This window comes from Halpernia humi (assembly GCF_900108025.1).
In the GTDB taxonomy this organism is placed as follows: domain Bacteria; phylum Bacteroidota; class Bacteroidia; order Flavobacteriales; family Weeksellaceae; genus Halpernia; species Halpernia humi.
In genome coordinates this window covers 874,907-890,551 of record NZ_FNUS01000001.1, presented here as the reverse complement: position 1 = coordinate 890,551, position 15,645 = coordinate 874,907, and the positions used below count along the sequence as shown (strand labels likewise).

Annotated in this window: 12 protein-coding genes; 11 read left to right on the top strand and 1 reads right to left on the bottom strand. The window is 34.0% G+C overall.

Annotation, left to right across the window (positions count from 1 at the left end):
- Positions 1–421: 421 nt before the first annotated feature.
- The 11 genes from C4S29_RS04125 to meaB all read left to right on the top strand — a co-directional run bounded on the left by C4S29_RS04125 (position 422) and on the right by meaB (position 15,000).
- Complete coding sequence (locus tag C4S29_RS04125) at positions 422–3,448, top strand: leucine--tRNA ligase (protein ID WP_103912840.1); 3,027 nt, start codon at positions 422–424, stop codon at positions 3,446–3,448.
- A gap of 276 nt (positions 3,449–3,724) precedes the next feature.
- Entirely contained in the window at positions 3,725–4,591 is an 867-nt protein-coding gene (locus C4S29_RS04120; RefSeq protein WP_103912839.1) for a MotA/TolQ/ExbB proton channel family protein, read from the top strand.
- A gap of 71 nt (positions 4,592–4,662) precedes the next feature.
- Positions 4,663–5,268 carry an ExbD/TolR family protein gene (locus tag C4S29_RS04115; RefSeq protein ID WP_103912838.1) on the top strand — a complete coding sequence of 202 codons (606 nt, stop codon included), beginning with the start codon at positions 4,663–4,665 and terminating at the stop codon, positions 5,266–5,268.
- Between the two features lie 3 nt (positions 5,269–5,271).
- Positions 5,272–5,844 carry an ExbD/TolR family protein gene (locus tag C4S29_RS04110; RefSeq protein ID WP_103912837.1) on the top strand — a complete coding sequence of 191 codons (573 nt, stop codon included), beginning with the start codon at positions 5,272–5,274 and terminating at the stop codon, positions 5,842–5,844.
- An 18-nt stretch (positions 5,845–5,862) separates the two neighbouring features.
- On the top strand, positions 5,863–6,705 hold the full coding sequence (locus C4S29_RS04105; RefSeq protein WP_103912836.1) for an energy transducer TonB: 843 nt from the start codon (positions 5,863–5,865) through the stop codon (positions 6,703–6,705).
- 250 nt (positions 6,706–6,955) lie between these two features.
- Positions 6,956–7,825 (top strand): PstS family phosphate ABC transporter substrate-binding protein, encoded by an 870-nt coding sequence (locus tag C4S29_RS04095; protein WP_103912835.1) that lies wholly within the window; start codon positions 6,956–6,958, stop codon positions 7,823–7,825.
- Positions 7,826–7,921: 96 nt separating this feature from the next.
- Entirely contained in the window at positions 7,922–9,646 is a 1,725-nt protein-coding gene (locus tag C4S29_RS04090; RefSeq protein WP_146063252.1) for a tetratricopeptide repeat protein, read from the top strand.
- Positions 9,647–9,768: 122 nt separating this feature from the next.
- Complete coding sequence (gene prfA, locus C4S29_RS04085; RefSeq protein WP_103912834.1) at positions 9,769–10,854, top strand: peptide chain release factor 1; 1,086 nt, start codon at positions 9,769–9,771, stop codon at positions 10,852–10,854.
- 120 nt (positions 10,855–10,974) lie between these two features.
- Positions 10,975–11,454 (top strand): hypothetical protein, encoded by a 480-nt coding sequence (locus C4S29_RS04080; protein ID WP_103912833.1) that lies wholly within the window; start codon positions 10,975–10,977, stop codon positions 11,452–11,454.
- Between the two features lie 439 nt (positions 11,455–11,893).
- The gene (scpA, locus tag C4S29_RS04075; RefSeq protein WP_103912832.1) at positions 11,894–14,011 is read left to right on the top strand and encodes a methylmalonyl-CoA mutase; all 2,118 of its coding nucleotides are present in this window, start codon (positions 11,894–11,896) and stop codon (positions 14,009–14,011) included.
- Positions 14,012–14,016: 5 nt separating this feature from the next.
- On the top strand, positions 14,017–15,000 hold the full coding sequence (meaB, locus tag C4S29_RS04070; protein WP_103912831.1) for a methylmalonyl Co-A mutase-associated GTPase MeaB: 984 nt from the start codon (positions 14,017–14,019) through the stop codon (positions 14,998–15,000).
- On the opposite strand, the gene C4S29_RS04065 is transcribed toward meaB, so the two are convergent.
- Entirely contained in the window at positions 15,001–15,531 is a 531-nt protein-coding gene (locus tag C4S29_RS04065; protein WP_159969822.1) for a DUF4251 domain-containing protein, read from the bottom strand.
- Between the last annotated feature and the right edge of the window lie 114 nt (positions 15,532–15,645).

Genomic DNA, 15,645 nt, shown 5'->3' with positions numbered 1-15,645 from the left:
AACAAGGTATTGTTTCTTTAGTCGCGTCGTCCCGTGTTCCGCTATATCCCCGCTTTTCAAGCGGGGGATGCCGCTTCACCCGGAGCTAAAAATTTAGATTATTTTTTATTTTGAAGGGACGAGTTTTCGTTAGGATTTCTAATTTTTATTTTTTAAAAACCCTCGCAGATTTAACAGATTCCACAGATTTTAATGCATACAAATCTGCCAAATCAAAAAAATCTGCGAGAAAAATTTAACTGTATGTCCGTCATTCATCATAAATATTTTTTACGGTTGAAAGCGGACATTCAAAAAAATTTATTTACATTAATTATTTAGAATTTTATTAATTTAAATTTTTTTCATTTCAAAATCTTAAATTTGTGCCGCAGATTATAATTTAAAATCTATAATCCATAATTTAAAATCAAATTAAAGAATGTTCTACGACCATCAAGCCATCGAGAAAAAGTGGCAAAAATTCTGGCAAGAAAATCAAACTTTCAAAACTTCAGACAGCACAGATCTACCAAAATATTATGTTTTAGATATGTTTCCATATCCTTCTGGTGCAGGTTTGCACGTTGGTCATCCATTGGGTTATATCGCTTCAGACATTTATGCAAGATACAAAAGACACGAAGGTTTTAATGTTCTGCATCCAATTGGTTACGATTCATTCGGACTTCCGGCGGAACAATACGCGATACAAACCGGTCAACATCCCGCAATTACAACTCAAGAAAATATCACGAGATACGAAGAGCAATTACGAAAAATTGGTTTTTCATTCGATTGGAGTCGGGAAGTAAGAACCTCAGAACCCAATTATTATAAATGGACACAATGGATTTTCATTGAATTATTTCATTCCTGGTATAATAACGATACGGATAAAGCAGAACCAATTTCTACTTTAATAAATCATTTTGAAAATCACGGAACAGAAAATCTAAACGCCGCGCAAAATGAAAAATTAAATTTCACTGCGGAAGAATGGAAAAATGCTGATGAAAACGAAAAGCAAGACTTACTTCTAAATTACAGATTGGCTTACAGAGCGGAAACCACGGTGAATTGGTGTCCAGGTTTAGGCACCGTTCTAGCGAATGACGAAGTAAAAGACGGAAAATCTGAACGTGGTGGATTTCCGGTTTTTCAAAAGAAAATGATGCAGTGGAGCATGCGGATTTCTGCTTATTCCGAAAGACTTTTACAGGGTTTAAAAACTTTAGATTGGCCACAACCGTTAAAAGATTCTCAGGAATATTGGATTGGGAAGTCGCAAGGCGCACTCGTTAGATTCAAGATTCAAGATTCAAGAACCGAGATTTCTGACAACCAACAACCGACAACCGACAACCAAATCGAAGTTTTCACCACGCGTCCCGACACTATTTTTGGTGCGACTTTTATGGTTTTGGCACCAGAAAATCCTTTGGTTGAAAAATTAAAAACAGAAGATCAAAAAACTGAAGTTGAAAATTACATCCAGGAAACTTCGAAAAAAACGGAAAGAGATCGAATGGCAGATGTAAAATCTGTTTCGGGTGCTTTCACGGGAAGTTTTGCGGTAAATCCTTTTAGCGGAAAAAATATTCCCATTTATATTTCAGATTACGTATTGATGGGTTACGGAACCGGCGCTGTAATGGCAGTTCCGGCGCACGACGAACGCGACCATCGTTTTGCGAAAAAATTTGGTTTAGAAATTTTAAAAGTGGTAGAAAGCGATGTAGATGTTCAAGAAGAATCTTTCGATTCTAAAGATTCTGTATGTGTGAATTCTGATTTTCTAAATGGTTTAAATTACAAAGACGCCAAAGCCAAAATTATAGAAGAATTAGAAAAAAGAAATATCGGACACGGAACGATTAATTATAGACAGCGCGACGCGATTTTTTCCCGGCAAAGATTTTGGGGCGAACCGGTTCCTGTTTATTATAAAGAAGGAATGCCTTTTACTTTGCCCGTTTCTGCCTTGCCTTTAGAATTACCAGAAGTTGAAAAATACTTACCGACAGAAGACGGCGATCCACCTTTGGGAAATGCAAATGAATTTGCCTGGGATGAAGAAAATGAAAAAATTGTTGCCACAGATTTAATTAATAACAAAAATATTTTTCCTTTGGAACTTTCTACAATGCCCGGTTGGGCGGGAAGTTCTTGGTATTTCTTGCGTTACATGGATCCAAATAATGAAAACGGTTTTGTAAGCAAGGAAAAAGCAGATTATTGGGGACAAGTTGATTTATATATTGGCGGAAGCGAACATGCAACAGGACATTTATTATATTCTCGTTTTTGGAATAAATTTTTAAAAGACCGCGGTTTTATTGCGCAGGAAGAACCTTTTAAGAAACTGATCAATCAAGGAATGATTTTGGGAATGAGTGCGTTTGTAAATATTTTAACATTGCGTTCGACCAATAAAATTACAAGTGAATCTCATTGGAGAGAAATAAATCCTATTCAGATTTTAGTTCACAAGGATCGAATTGAAGATTTAAATATTGAAAAATTAAATAATTATTTAAAACAAAATTCTGAAGTTCTGTTTTCAGATTTTTATTCTAATATAGATTTTGAAAATTCAATAAAAGAAATTAGAAAAGTTCATATTGATGTAAAGTTAGTAGATAATTCCAATAAGATTAATCCTTACTATCTAAATTCGTGGTTAGATCAATATGGTTATGGTGAAATAGAAATTTATTTTGATGGAGAATTTCACTTAATTAATGAAAATAATATTCAAGATTTTGATGTTGAAAGGGAAGTCGAAAAAATGTCCAAATCAAAATACAATGTGGTAAATCCAGATGAAATTTGTGAAGAATTTGGAGCAGACTGTTTGAGAATGTACGAAATGTTTCTCGGTCCTCTAGAACAAAGTAAACCCTGGAATACGCAAGGTTTAACGGGCGTTTACGGATTTTTAAAACGTTTTTACAATCTTTATTTTAATGAAGACGAATTAAATATTTCTGACGAAGAACCAACAAAAGAGGAGTATAAAACGCTTCATACTTTAATTAAAAAATTAAATTCTGATTTGGAGCAGTTTTCTTTCAATACTTCGGTGTCTTCTTTTATGATTGCGGTGAATGAATTTCAGAAATTAAAAACCAATAAAAGAAAGATTTTAGAACCTTTGGCGATTTTAATTTCGCCGTATGCGCCGCACATTGCAGAAGAATTGTGGCAAAAATTAGGAAATGAGAAAAGTATAGAATTTGAAGCGTTTCCTATCTTTGAAGAAAAGTACTTAATTGAAGATAATTTTGATTATCCGGTGAGTTTTAATGGCAAGATGAGGTTTAAATTATCGCTACCTACTACATTTTCTAAAGAAGAAATAGAGAAAAGTGTTTTTGAGGAAGCCAAAACGGGAGAATATCTCGATGGAAATGCACCCAAAAAAGTAATTATAGTTCCTAAAAAAATAATAAATATTGTTTTTTAATTATAATTTTTCTTAAAATTTCAAAAAATTGAAACGAGTAAAATATTTAATAATCAAAAAAAAAATAGTGCTTTTATTTTTGATATTTTAAGGTTTGATGTTAAATAGCCCACTATATTTAATATTTGGACGGATATTTATTATATCAATAAAGAACAAGAGTGTTGGTTGTAAAAAAAATAAGAAATATGCTAAAATTACATTTGCATTTTAAAAATTTTTAACTTTAATTTACAACTTCAAACAAATAAAATAACAATTATAATTTAGTTTAGTATGGAAATGAATGTTTCAAACAACGAGGAGCAAGTAGTTGCTAAAAAGAAAGGCGGTCTAAACCCTGCTGTTATTATTCCTATCTTATTTGTAGTAGGTGTTGCAATATTTTTATTCGTTCTGGGAAGTCCGAGTAATTTTCACGAAGATGCACGTACTGCAGGTCATTTATCAGTTGCCACGGCAAGTTTAGATGCAAAGGAGTTACATCCTGAATCTTTTATGGGAATTATTTACATGGGAGGTCCAATTGTTCCAATTCTTATTACTTTTATGATTACGGTAATAGTCTTCTCTTTTGAACGTTTCTTTGTTTTGAAAAAAGCATCTGGATCTGGAGATTTAGATAGTTTTGTAGTGAATGTAAGAAATTTACTAAATCAAAATAAAGTGGATGAAGCTTTAGAAGAATGCGACAGACAAGAAGGCTCTGTGGGTAATGTTGTAAAAGAAGGGCTTACAACTTACAAAGCATTAGCAAATGATACTTCCTTAAATAAGGAACAAAAAATGGTCGCTTTAAATAAGGCAATTGAAGAAGCTACAACTTTAGAAATGCCGATGTTAGAGAAAAATATGATGATTCTATCTACATTAGGAACGGTTTCTACCTTAATTGCTTTACTTGGAACAGTAATCGGGATGATTAAAGCATTCTTCGCTTTAGGTTCAGGAGGAGGTACTCCAGATGCTGCTGCATTATCTATTGGTATTTCTGAAGCCTTAATTAATACTGCTTTAGGTATTGGTACTTCTGCAATTGCAATTATACTTTATAACTTTTTTACTTCTAAAATTGATGGCTTAACTTATAAGATTGATGAAATCGCTATGAGTATCCAACAATCTTTTGCAGAATTTCACTAAAATTCGGCAAAGAAATTGCATCTAATAGTTAAGATGTAAGTAGTAAAATTTTAATTAAAATAATAAGTATAATGGCGAGAATAAAACCGAAAAGACATGGCGTAGTAACAGATATGACGGCGATGTGTGACGTGGCTTTCCTGCTTCTTACCTTCTTTATCTTAACCACACAGTTCAAAAAACCAGATGTGGAGCAGATAAAACCGCCATCGTCAATTTCAGAAAAATTGCTACCAGATGCAAGTTTGATGACAATAAATATAACTCCTGAAGGCACTTTTTATTTCCAGCCAGTAGATAATGGTTCAGAAAGAATTGCACTATTAGATAAAATGGGAGAAAAATATGGCCTTAAATTTTCTAATGCTGACAAAGTGGCTTTCACAAAGGTTCAGTCTATTGGTGTGCCGATGACACAACTTAAAAGTTACTTGGAATTGCCAGATGCAGAAAGAAAAGCGATAAAAAAATCTCCTGGAATACCTTTGGATAGTACAAATAAGCAATTGATAGATTGGGTACAACAGAGTTTAAGTGTAAATCCTGGTTATAAATTAGCTATAAAAGGAGACGTAAGTACTAAATATCCAAAAGTAAAAAATTTATTTGAAGGTTTAAGAGATATTGATTTTCTTAAATTTTGGCTAATCACTTCACAAGAAGGTAAAGAACAATAAGAAATGGCAGAAGTACAAGTAAAAGAAGATAGCGGAAAGGGCGGCAAGGTTCGCTCCAAGAAGCAGAATAGTAGAGTAGATATGACACCGATGGTGGATTTAGGATTTTTGCTTATCACTTTCTTTATGTTTACTACAACTTTTAGTAAACCTAATGTGATGGATTTAGGACTGCCCGCCAAACCAAAAAAAGAGCAAAAAGCACCTGATACTGAAATTAAATTAAGTAACTCAATTACTTTAATTTTGGGGAAAGACAATAGAATTTTTTGGCATCAGCAAGACAACACCTCCCTTACAGATGAAAATTTAAACGAAACAAATTTTGATAGAGAAGGGATTAGAAAAATTGTAGAGCAAGCAAAAGCTCGCGCTGAAAATCCGAAAATATTTACGGTCATTATTAAACCCACAGATGATGCGGTTTATAAAAACTTTGTAGATGTTTTAGATGAGATGGCTATTACCAAGAACGAGATGTATGGTGTGACAGAGCTAAAACCCTGGGAGAAGGCAATCTATGAAAAGAAAGTAGGAGAATCTCCGGCACCAGCGGGCACAACTCCTGCTAAATAATTTTAAAAATTTATAAAGATGGCAGACGAAACGATATATAATGATAATCCTTCTTTAGATGAAATTGTATTTCAAAACAGGAATAAGGAATATGGCGCTTACGATTTAAGAACTCGATATCCACAAATCCTCACGAAATCTTTCATAGTTGGAACTTTATTGTTCGCAGTATTAGTGATAGCACCTTTCGTTTATATGAAAATTCAGCAAATGAATGCTAAAGCAAAGGTAGAAGTAGATTCTAATCTGATGAACGTTTTGAAGGAAGATAAAATAATAGAAATCCCGAAAGAAAAGGAACCACCTCCACCGCCTCCACCGCCGAAAGAGCAACCTAAGCAAGAGGTGATTCAAAATGTGGTGCCTGAACCGAAAAGAGCACCAAAACTTGAAACGCCGCCGCCACCAATTACAAAACAATTGGAGACAACAACAGGTTTACAAAATCAAGAAGGTATCAAAACGCCGACTTACACGCCACCACCGCCTCCACCATCTACAGGTAAGACAGCTACAGTGGAAGTTAAACCAAAAGTGAGCGATACTGAAATTTATGATGCCGTAGATCAACAATCTGAATTCCCAGGTGGTATTAATGCCTTTAGACAAAAAGTGTCTGGTAATTTTGATACTTCTGTGATGAGTGGTGATGAGGGAACAGTAAAAACGGAAGTAACTTTTGTAGTTGAGCGTGATGGAAGTATTACTGATGTAAGAGCAAGCGGTCCAAATTCAGACTTTAATAGTGAAGCAGTACGAACTATAAAAGGCATTAGAAATAAGTGGACCCCAGCAAAAATTAATGGCCAACCTGTTCGATCTAGATACAGATTACCTTTAACAATGCAATTTGCATATTAAAATTTCATAAATTTGTAAAAAGAGAAGCATTGCTTCTCTTTTTTTTTATATTTTTGTCATAATATGATGTTCAATTGGCTTTCACTAATCACGGGATTTTTCTATATCGTTTTAGGTATAGTAGTAATCGTGTATAAATTCTTTATCGTACATTTAGAACCTAATATCGCCTATCCCTTAGGCGGATTACTCATTGCGTATGGAATATTTCGTATTGTAAGAGTAATAATTAAATTAAAAAGTGACAAAGATGAAGTATAATTTTTTATTTCTTTTCGTGCTTTTGCTAAATATGAACTGTAGTAAAAAATCAGATAAAGTCATAGATAATCCACAATTAGGTCATATTTTAATTGAAGCAGATCCTTCCTTTAAAAGTGTAGTATCAGCATTACAAGAAAGTTATATGAATCTAAACCCAAAAACAACGATAGATTTTGTAACTAAAAAGGAAGATTTATGTTTTTTAGACTTATTAAAGAATAAAGCTAGAGTTGTTGTAATGTCTAGAGAATTATCTAAAGAAGAACGAGCAGCGTATGATAGCCAAGTAGGTCTGAAATGGGAACCTGCGAAGTTTGCAGGTGATGCAGTAATTTTTGTAGTTCCGAAATCATCTTCCAGAACATCGATTTCTTATCAAGAAATTCGGAAAGAATTGGATTCAGAAGATAAAAACATTGTTTTTGACGGTACAAATAGTAGTAATTTGAATTTTGTTGCACAAAAATTTAGCAAAAAACCAGCAGATTTGAAATTTTCTATTATTTCTGGAACTACTAATCTGGTGCATCAATTAGAAAAATATCCTGATAAAATCGGTGCAATTAGTTTAAATGCAATTAGTCGTCCTTATGGTAGTGATGCGGAGAAGTTGAGAGCTTTAATAAAAGTTTTGCCTGTTGTGAAAGATGGAAAATCATACAATCCTTCTCTAAATAATATTAAAGACATGGAGTACCCTTTTACAAGAATTCTATATTTTTTAACCAATGAGCCTTATTATGGTTTAGGCAATGGTTTTATTAGATTTTCTTGTACACAACTCGGGCAACTTGTTGTAGAAAAAGAAGGATTACAACCTTATAATACCTATAAGCGAGAAGTGCAAATGCGTTAAAAAATTAAAATCAAATTATTTTAGAACTAAATGACAAATTAATTTGGTCTGAATGTTGATTTTAAAATCATGATTTTAATCACAAATAATTTTAAAATGAAATATATAATGAATGTAACTAGAAAATCGGTAATAGTAATTGCCTCCGTGTTTTCGGCTAATATTGCTTTTGCACAAACTTTAGAAGAAGGAATACAAAGTGTTGATAGCCAAAAATATGCAAAAGCGAGAGACATTTATAATCAAATGATTACGAAATCTCCGGATGAAGCCGAAAATTATTTTTATTTAGGAGATACATATCTAACGCAATTTGAACCAAATTTCGATAAAGCTGCGGAATATTTCAATAAAGGAATTGCTTTAGATAAAAAAGCATATTTAAACAAAATTGGTTTAGCAACCATTAAATTAGGAAAAGGCGATAAATCTGGAATCGCAGATATTCAAGAAATCGTGAAAGACTCACGTGAGAAAGATGCAGATGTTCTTTACAGAGCAGCGGAAGCGTTAACGATGTTTGACGAGACAAGTTCACCAGATTTAGCGATAGATTATTTGAATAAAGCAATTGAACGCGCAGGTAGAAAAGGCGTTCCAGCGTATTACTACTATACCTTGGGAGATGCTTACAGAATCAAGAAAATGCCTGGTGATGCTATGAATGCATATGATAAAGCGTCAGCAGTTGCACAAAATAAGGCCTCTGTTTTTACCAGGATGGGAACCTTGTGGATGGCAGCAAAACAATGGAAATTGGCTAAAGAGAAAATTGATGCAGCAATTGCAATTGATCCAACTTACGCTCCCGCTTATAGAGCACTTGCAAATTATGATATTTTCTACCAACAAAATGCAAAAGCTAAAAATGATTTAATTAATTATGCCAAATATGCAGATGAAGATCCATCTACACAATTAGAAATTGCAAAATTATATTTTACAATAGATGATTACGCAAATTCTAAGTTGACTTTAGATAAAATTTTTGATAAAGTTGAAGATCCAATTAAATATAAATTAAGAGCCTATTTACTCTTTCAAGATGGAAACTATGCCATGGCTAACCAAGACTTGGATATGTTTATGCAAAAAGCAGAAAAAAATAGAATTTTGGATGCAGACAAAGGACTGAAAGGACTAATACAAGCAGGTTTAGCAAAAACAGAAACAGATCCTGCTAAAAAAGCCGCTTTAATTGCAAGCTCAAATGCAAATATAGCATTGGCAAAAGCAAAAAAAGATGCAACTTTAGATTGGGATTTTGAATTAGCCAAAATTAATGGTGGCGCAATTGGTTCTGCAGAAGACGGACCAACAAATCCTGAAATTGAGAACTTGAAAGTCCAAGTTCAAGCCAATCCTAAAGACACTAATCTTCTATTCAAATTAGCAAATGCTTACCAAACAGCACAAAATTGGAATGGTGCAGTTTTAACTTGGCAAAAAATGATTAATCTTTTACCAGATTGGGCACCAGCCTATTACAGCCAAGGTTTGGCATACCAGCAAGGTGGAAATAATGATATGGCCGCAAATTCATATCAAAAATACATTGATAAAGTGAAACCTGCAGATGTAGACGCCAACAAACAAACTTTATCTTACGCCTATTTTGCAATCGCTTATCTAAAAAAAGACTCTGATCTTGCTAAAGCAAAAGAATACGCTGCTAAAGCGGTTGAATTAAATCCAACTTATGAAGATGCTGCTAAACTTAACAAAGAATTAAATAGTACATCAATGCAGCCCGCATCAGATAATACCATGAACCAAGAAATTCAAAAAAAAGTTACTGATAGCACTTCAACATCTAATTAATTTTTTAATTGATATAAAATGCCCAACTGAAAAGTTGGGCATTTTTTTTGCTAAAGAAATTCAATACTCGGCATTTTTAAATTGCCTTTTCAAATCGTATCTTTGCACCTCAAGTAAAATTTATGTCGAAATCTCTTATTCCCAAACTGCAAGCCATCAAGCAACGCTATAGCGAAGTTGCAGACCTCATTATACAGCCCGATATTATTTCAGATCAAAAAAAATATTCTACTTTAAATAAAGAATACAGTGATTTAGGAAAAATCGTAAAAGTTTTTGATGACTATCAATCTGCCTTAAAAGCTATTGAAGAAGCAGATGAAATCATTGCTGACGGATCAGATAAAGATTTTATAGAATTAGCCAAAATTGAAAAAAATGAGGCTTTAGAAAAAATTCCAACTTTAGAAGAAGAATTAAAAGTATTACTCATTCCAAAAGATCCCGCAGATGACAAAAATGTAATTGTAGAACTGCGCGCCGGGACTGGTGGCGATGAAGCTGCAATTTTTGTGGAAGACGTTTACAGAGCTTATGCAATGTATTTTAAAACCAAAGGTTGGAAGCACGAAATCACAGATTCTAGTGAAGCCTCAAAAGGCTACAAAGAACTTATTTTAAGAATTGAAGGCGACGGCGTTTACGGTATTATGAAATTCGAATCTGGCGTGCACCGCGTTCAGCGTGTCCCAGAAACCGAATCTCAAGGAAGAGTTCACACATCAGCAATCACAGTTGCCGTTCTTCCAGAAGCAGAAGAAATTGATTTTGAACTAAACCCTGCCGATATTGAAATGCAAACCTCACGTTCCGGTGGAGCAGGCGGGCAAAATGTAAATAAAGTAGAAACAAAAGTTCAGTTAACCCATAAACCTTCCGGAATGGTAGTCGTTTGCCAACAAGCGCGCTCTCAATTGGCAAATAGAGAGCTCGCAATGGAAATGTTGCGTACAAAATTATACGACATAGAAGTTCAAAAATCGGTCGGCGATATCGCTGCGCAACGCAAAACAATGGTTTCTACAGGCGACCGTTCTGCAAAAATAAAAACCTACAATTATCCGCAAGGTAGAGTGACGGATCACCGCGTAAATAAATCTATGTATAATTTAGACGCTTACATGAACGGCGATTTACAAGAAATGATAGATGCCGTAATTATGGCAGAAAATGCAGAAAAAATGAGTGCTGAAGAAGAGAATTATTAAGAATATTTCTTCAGAAAAATGTATGATTTTTTCTATTTTAGGATTGTTTGGCTTTTAAATTAAATAAATAAACTTTAACATGAAAAATTTATTAAATTTGCTAACTAATTAAAAAACACAATGAAAAAATCAATTTTAATGCTAAGCGCACTTCTAGCACTTACAGTCGTTTCTTGTTCAAAAGAAAAAAATACCACAGATTCGGAAGTTTCTAATACAGAAGTTTCTGCCGACTCTTCGTCACTTTCTTCTGAAAAAAATAATGCTTCTTCCGTCGATAATGATGAAATGAAAGGTGAAGATCACAATGAAAATGGTGAAAAAAGTAAAAAAGAAGGAAGCGAAGAAGTAGAACATGGCTTAAATGAAGCAAAAGAAGGCGTTAAAAAAACATCAGACGGAGTTGTTTCAAGCGCCGTAAATACCGTAAATAATACCGCGCAAAAAGTTGTAGATACCAAAAATGCTGCAACCAAGACGGTAACAGATGCAAAAAATGCCGTAAAACAAACTGCCAATGACGCGAATGATAAAGCGAAAGAAGTAAGTTCTTCTGTAAAGAAAGATGTAAATGACGTAAAAAATGCATTTAAGAAATAAACGTAACTTTTTTAAAAAATTAAAAACACTTGCAATTAGCAAGTGTTTTTTCATTTCAAATTGATTCTTCTGATTTTTTTTTGCTATTAATGCATAAAAACCTGAGTTCGATTATTATTCAATTTTCAAAGTATTAATTATCAATAACTTAAAAACATCAATTACGCCGGGCTTTAGCCCGATGAAAGATGTAATACGTCATTTGGCTTTAGCCAAAACCTAATACACGTTTTGGCTAAAGCCAATTCTTATTTAAAACCTTATAAAACGGGCTAAAGCCCCTTCCTATTGATGTTTTTCAAAAAATTATTATTCGATTTCAGGTTAAAAGATAGTTTTATGATAATAGAATATTTAAAATCAACAATAAGTTATTCCAACAATATTATTTAAACTTTCTAATATTTCTTAACTTTACACTTAAACAAAGTACAAGAAGATGCGCCAAAAAATCCAAAACCGAAATCCCGATTTTTCAATTGATTTGCCAGAAAAATTACCCTATTTTTTTGAAAAAGATGGACTAGAACTAAAGTCTTCTTATTCATATTCAGATTTAGAAAATTTTAAAAAAGAAAATCATTCTGCTGGGATCGCACCTTTTCTACGCGGCCCATATTCCACAATGTACGTTAAAAAACCATGGACAATTCGGCAATATGCAGGTTTTTCTACCGCAGAAGAATCCAATTTATTTTATAAAAAAAATCTTGCTGCAGGTCAGAAAGGGCTTTCCGTGGCTTTTGATTTAGCCACACATCGTGGCTACGATTCCGATCATCCGAGAGTTACAGGCGACGTGGGAAAGGCAGGCGTTGCAATAGATTCTGTGGAGGATATGAAACTTTTATTTAATGAAATTCCTTTAAATGAAATTTCAGTTTCTATGACGATGAATGGCGCCGTTTTGCCAATTTTAGCCTTTTATATTGTGGCAGCAGAAGAACAAGGCGTTTCTCAAGAAAAACTTTCCGGAACTATTCAAAACGATATTTTGAAGGAATTTATGGTGCGCAACACCTACATTTATCCGCCAAAACCTTCAATGAAAATTATTTCTGATATTTTTAAATATACCGCCGAAAATATTCCAAAATTTAATTCGATTTCCATTTCAGGTTATCACATGCAAGAAGCAGGTGCAACACCGGTTTTAGAAATGGCATATACTTTAGCTGATGGTTTAGAATATGTGAAAACGGGTATTGAAGCAGGTTTAAAAATTGATGAATTCGCACCTCGCCTCTCGTTTTTTTGGGGAATTGGGATGAATCATTTTATGGAAATTGCCAAACTTCGTGCTGCAAGATTACTTTGGGCAAATCTAATTTCAAAATTTAATCCACAAAACGAAAAATCTTTAGCCTTAAGAACACATTCGCAAACTTCTGGTTGGTCTTTAACGGAGCAAGAACCTTTTAATAATATTACCCGAACTACAATCGAAGCTTTAGCCGCAGTTCTTGGTGGCACGCAATCTTTGCACACAAACGCTTTGGATGAAGCCATTGCTTTGCCCACAGATTATTCAGCCAAAATTGCCCGAAATACGCAGTTGATTTTGCAGCAAGAAAGTGGCATTTGTAATGTGGTAGATCCATTCGGCGGTTCTGTTTTAATTGAAACTTTAACAGAGAAAATGGTAGAAGAAGCCACAAAATTTTTAGATGAAGTAGAAAAACAAGGTGGGATGACAAAAGCCATCGAAGCCGGAATTCCAAAGATGAGAATTGAAGAAGCGGCGGCAAAAAAACAGGCAAAAATTGATAGTGGCGAAGAGTTTATCATCGGTGTAAATTCTTTTAAATCTATCCAAAAGCAAATGGAATTAGAAATTTTAGATATCGATAATACAGAAGTTCGGCGCTCACAAATTGAGCGATTAAATCTTATAAAAAAGAACAGAAATTCGCTTTTAGTAGAAGAAAGTTTAAATAAAATAAAAACGGCTGCCAAAAATAATTCTGGAAATCTTTTGGCACTTTCCATTGATGCAGCCCGAAATCGTGCGACTTTAGGCGAAATTTGTGATGCGATGGAAGAAAGTTTTGGCAGATACAAAGCAAATATTAAAACTATACAAGGCGTTTATGCTATGAATGCAGAAAAAAATAAATATTTTGGTGAAGCCGTAAATCTTGCGTCAAAATTTGAAGAACAAGAAGGTAGAAGACCACGAATTATGGTCGCAAAAATGGGACAAGATGGTCACGATCGTGGCGCAAAAGTCGTAGCAACCGCATTTGCAGATATGGGTTTTGATGTAGATGTGGCGCCGCTTTTTCAAACGCCGCAAGAAGTGGCGAAGCAAGCGGTAGAAAATGACATCCATATTTTGGGGATTTCTTCTTTGGCGGCAGGTCACAAAACTTTGGTACCAGAAGTGGTGCAAGAATTAAAAAAAATGGGGGCAGAAGATATTATAATTGTTGTGGGCGGCGTAATTCCGGCGCAAGATTATGAGTTTTTAACGCAAAATGGCGCACAATTTATTTTCGGACCAGGAACGAATTTACCAAAATCTGCCTGCGAGATTTTAGAAAAAATGTTGAAATAATTTCAATGCAAATTTCCACAGAAACTTTAGTAAAAGGCATAAAATCCGGCGATAAAAGATTGCTCGGAAAAGCCATTACTTTGGTGGAAAGTAAAAAACCAGAACATAGAATTCAGGCCGATTTGCTTTTAAAAGAAATTTTACCATTTACTGGAAATTCCGTTCGTGTGGGAATAACTGGTGTGCCAGGTGCAGGAAAATCCACATTTATCGAAAATTTCGGAAAATTACTTTTAGAAAAGGGTAAAAAAGTAGCGGTCCTTGCAATTGATCCAAGTTCGGCCATAAATAAAGGAAGTATTTTGGGCGATAAAACCCGAATGGAAGAATTGTCGCGCGAAGAAAATGCGTTTATCCGGCCAAGTCCAAGTTCTGGTTTTTTGGGCGGCGTTGCAAATGCGACTTTTGAAACCATGTTGCTGTGTGAAGCGGCAGGTTATGATTATATTTTAATAGAAACGGTTGGAGTAGGGCAAAGTGAAGTTTTGGTTTCAGATATTACAGACGTTTTTTTATTTATTAAAATTATTGGCGGCGGTGATGAATTGCAAGGAATCAAACGTGGCATAATGGAAATGATAGATGTGGTTTTCATCAATAAAATAAACGAAAATAATTTGCAAGCCGCAAAAAACGAAAAGATAGAATTGAAACGCGCGATGCATTTTATGCCTTCAAAAGAAGAAAATTGGCAAATTCCCGTGCTTTTCGGAAGTGCTTTGAAGAATGAAGGTTTAGTGGAAGTTTTTACCGCTTTGCAGAATTTCATTGATTTAAAAATTAAAAACAAAAATTTCTTAGAAACCCGTCAAACGCAAGCAGAAAAACGATTTGATTATTGGGTGCAAGAATATATTTTAGAAAAAATAAAAAGTGATAAACAATCTGCCGACCGCTATTTGGAGCATAAAAAAAATGCTTCCGAAATGAAAGTTAATCCAAGTTCGGAAGCAAGATTGTGGGTAGATGAAATTTTTAAAAGCCGCTAATTATTTTTTCTCTGTTACGGGATTCTTCACGTATCCGTCGTAAGAAATCGGTTGTCTGTCCGGAGAACTCGCCGATAAATAGGCTTTTCCATTTCCGAAAATTTCGAGGTTAAAAGTAACGGTGTGGGTTTGATTGTTCGCAACAATTTGATATTGCCAATTTCCTTTTTTATTTTGAGATTTTTTTATAGTAAAATCCTCCGTATTAAAATTAAAACTGTTTTTAGAGGGATCCATACTTGGTGTAAAAAGCCGACCAAAATAAGGTAAATCCACAGTCAATTTTTTATCTTTTATAGTCAGAACATAACCTTGATCTAAATTTAAAATATTTTGTGAATTTCCATTTGGTAGGCTGCTCAAAACATTCACAACATCCATATTTGTTGGGTTTGCGCGTTCTGCGGTAAAGGTGAAATTGCCGCTATTTGTAATTTGCGATATCGCCTCTGGTGTAGCATATATTCTTTTTGAACAACTGCTTAAACTAAACGCGAGAAGCAAAAGGCTGATATAAAAGTAATTTTTCATTTTGAACATTTTCTAAATACTATCAAATTTAGTGCTAAAATTACTTTTTTTCAATAAATTTATTTTTGGAATAAAAGTTGTAAATTCATCAAAAATTTTGATATAAAATCGCTA

Coding starts and splice junctions, on each gene's coding strand:
- C4S29_RS04125 (WP_103912840.1), top strand. CDS start 422: ATGTTCTACGACCATCAAGCCATCGAGAAAAAGTGGCAAAAATTCTGG.
- C4S29_RS04120 (WP_103912839.1), top strand. CDS start 3,725: ATGGAAATGAATGTTTCAAACAACGAGGAGCAAGTAGTTGCTAAAAAG.
- C4S29_RS04115 (WP_103912838.1), top strand. CDS start 4,663: ATGGCGAGAATAAAACCGAAAAGACATGGCGTAGTAACAGATATGACG.
- C4S29_RS04110 (WP_103912837.1), top strand. CDS start 5,272: ATGGCAGAAGTACAAGTAAAAGAAGATAGCGGAAAGGGCGGCAAGGTT.
- C4S29_RS04105 (WP_103912836.1), top strand. CDS start 5,863: ATGGCAGACGAAACGATATATAATGATAATCCTTCTTTAGATGAAATT.
- C4S29_RS04095 (WP_103912835.1), top strand. CDS start 6,956: ATGAAGTATAATTTTTTATTTCTTTTCGTGCTTTTGCTAAATATGAAC.
- C4S29_RS04090 (WP_146063252.1), top strand. CDS start 7,922: ATGAAATATATAATGAATGTAACTAGAAAATCGGTAATAGTAATTGCC.
- prfA (WP_103912834.1), top strand. CDS start 9,769: ATGTCGAAATCTCTTATTCCCAAACTGCAAGCCATCAAGCAACGCTAT.
- C4S29_RS04080 (WP_103912833.1), top strand. CDS start 10,975: ATGAAAAAATCAATTTTAATGCTAAGCGCACTTCTAGCACTTACAGTC.
- scpA (WP_103912832.1), top strand. CDS start 11,894: ATGCGCCAAAAAATCCAAAACCGAAATCCCGATTTTTCAATTGATTTG.
- meaB (WP_103912831.1), top strand. CDS start 14,017: ATGCAAATTTCCACAGAAACTTTAGTAAAAGGCATAAAATCCGGCGAT.
- C4S29_RS04065 (WP_159969822.1), bottom strand. CDS start 15,531: ATGAAAAATTACTTTTATATCAGCCTTTTGCTTCTCGCGTTTAGTTTA.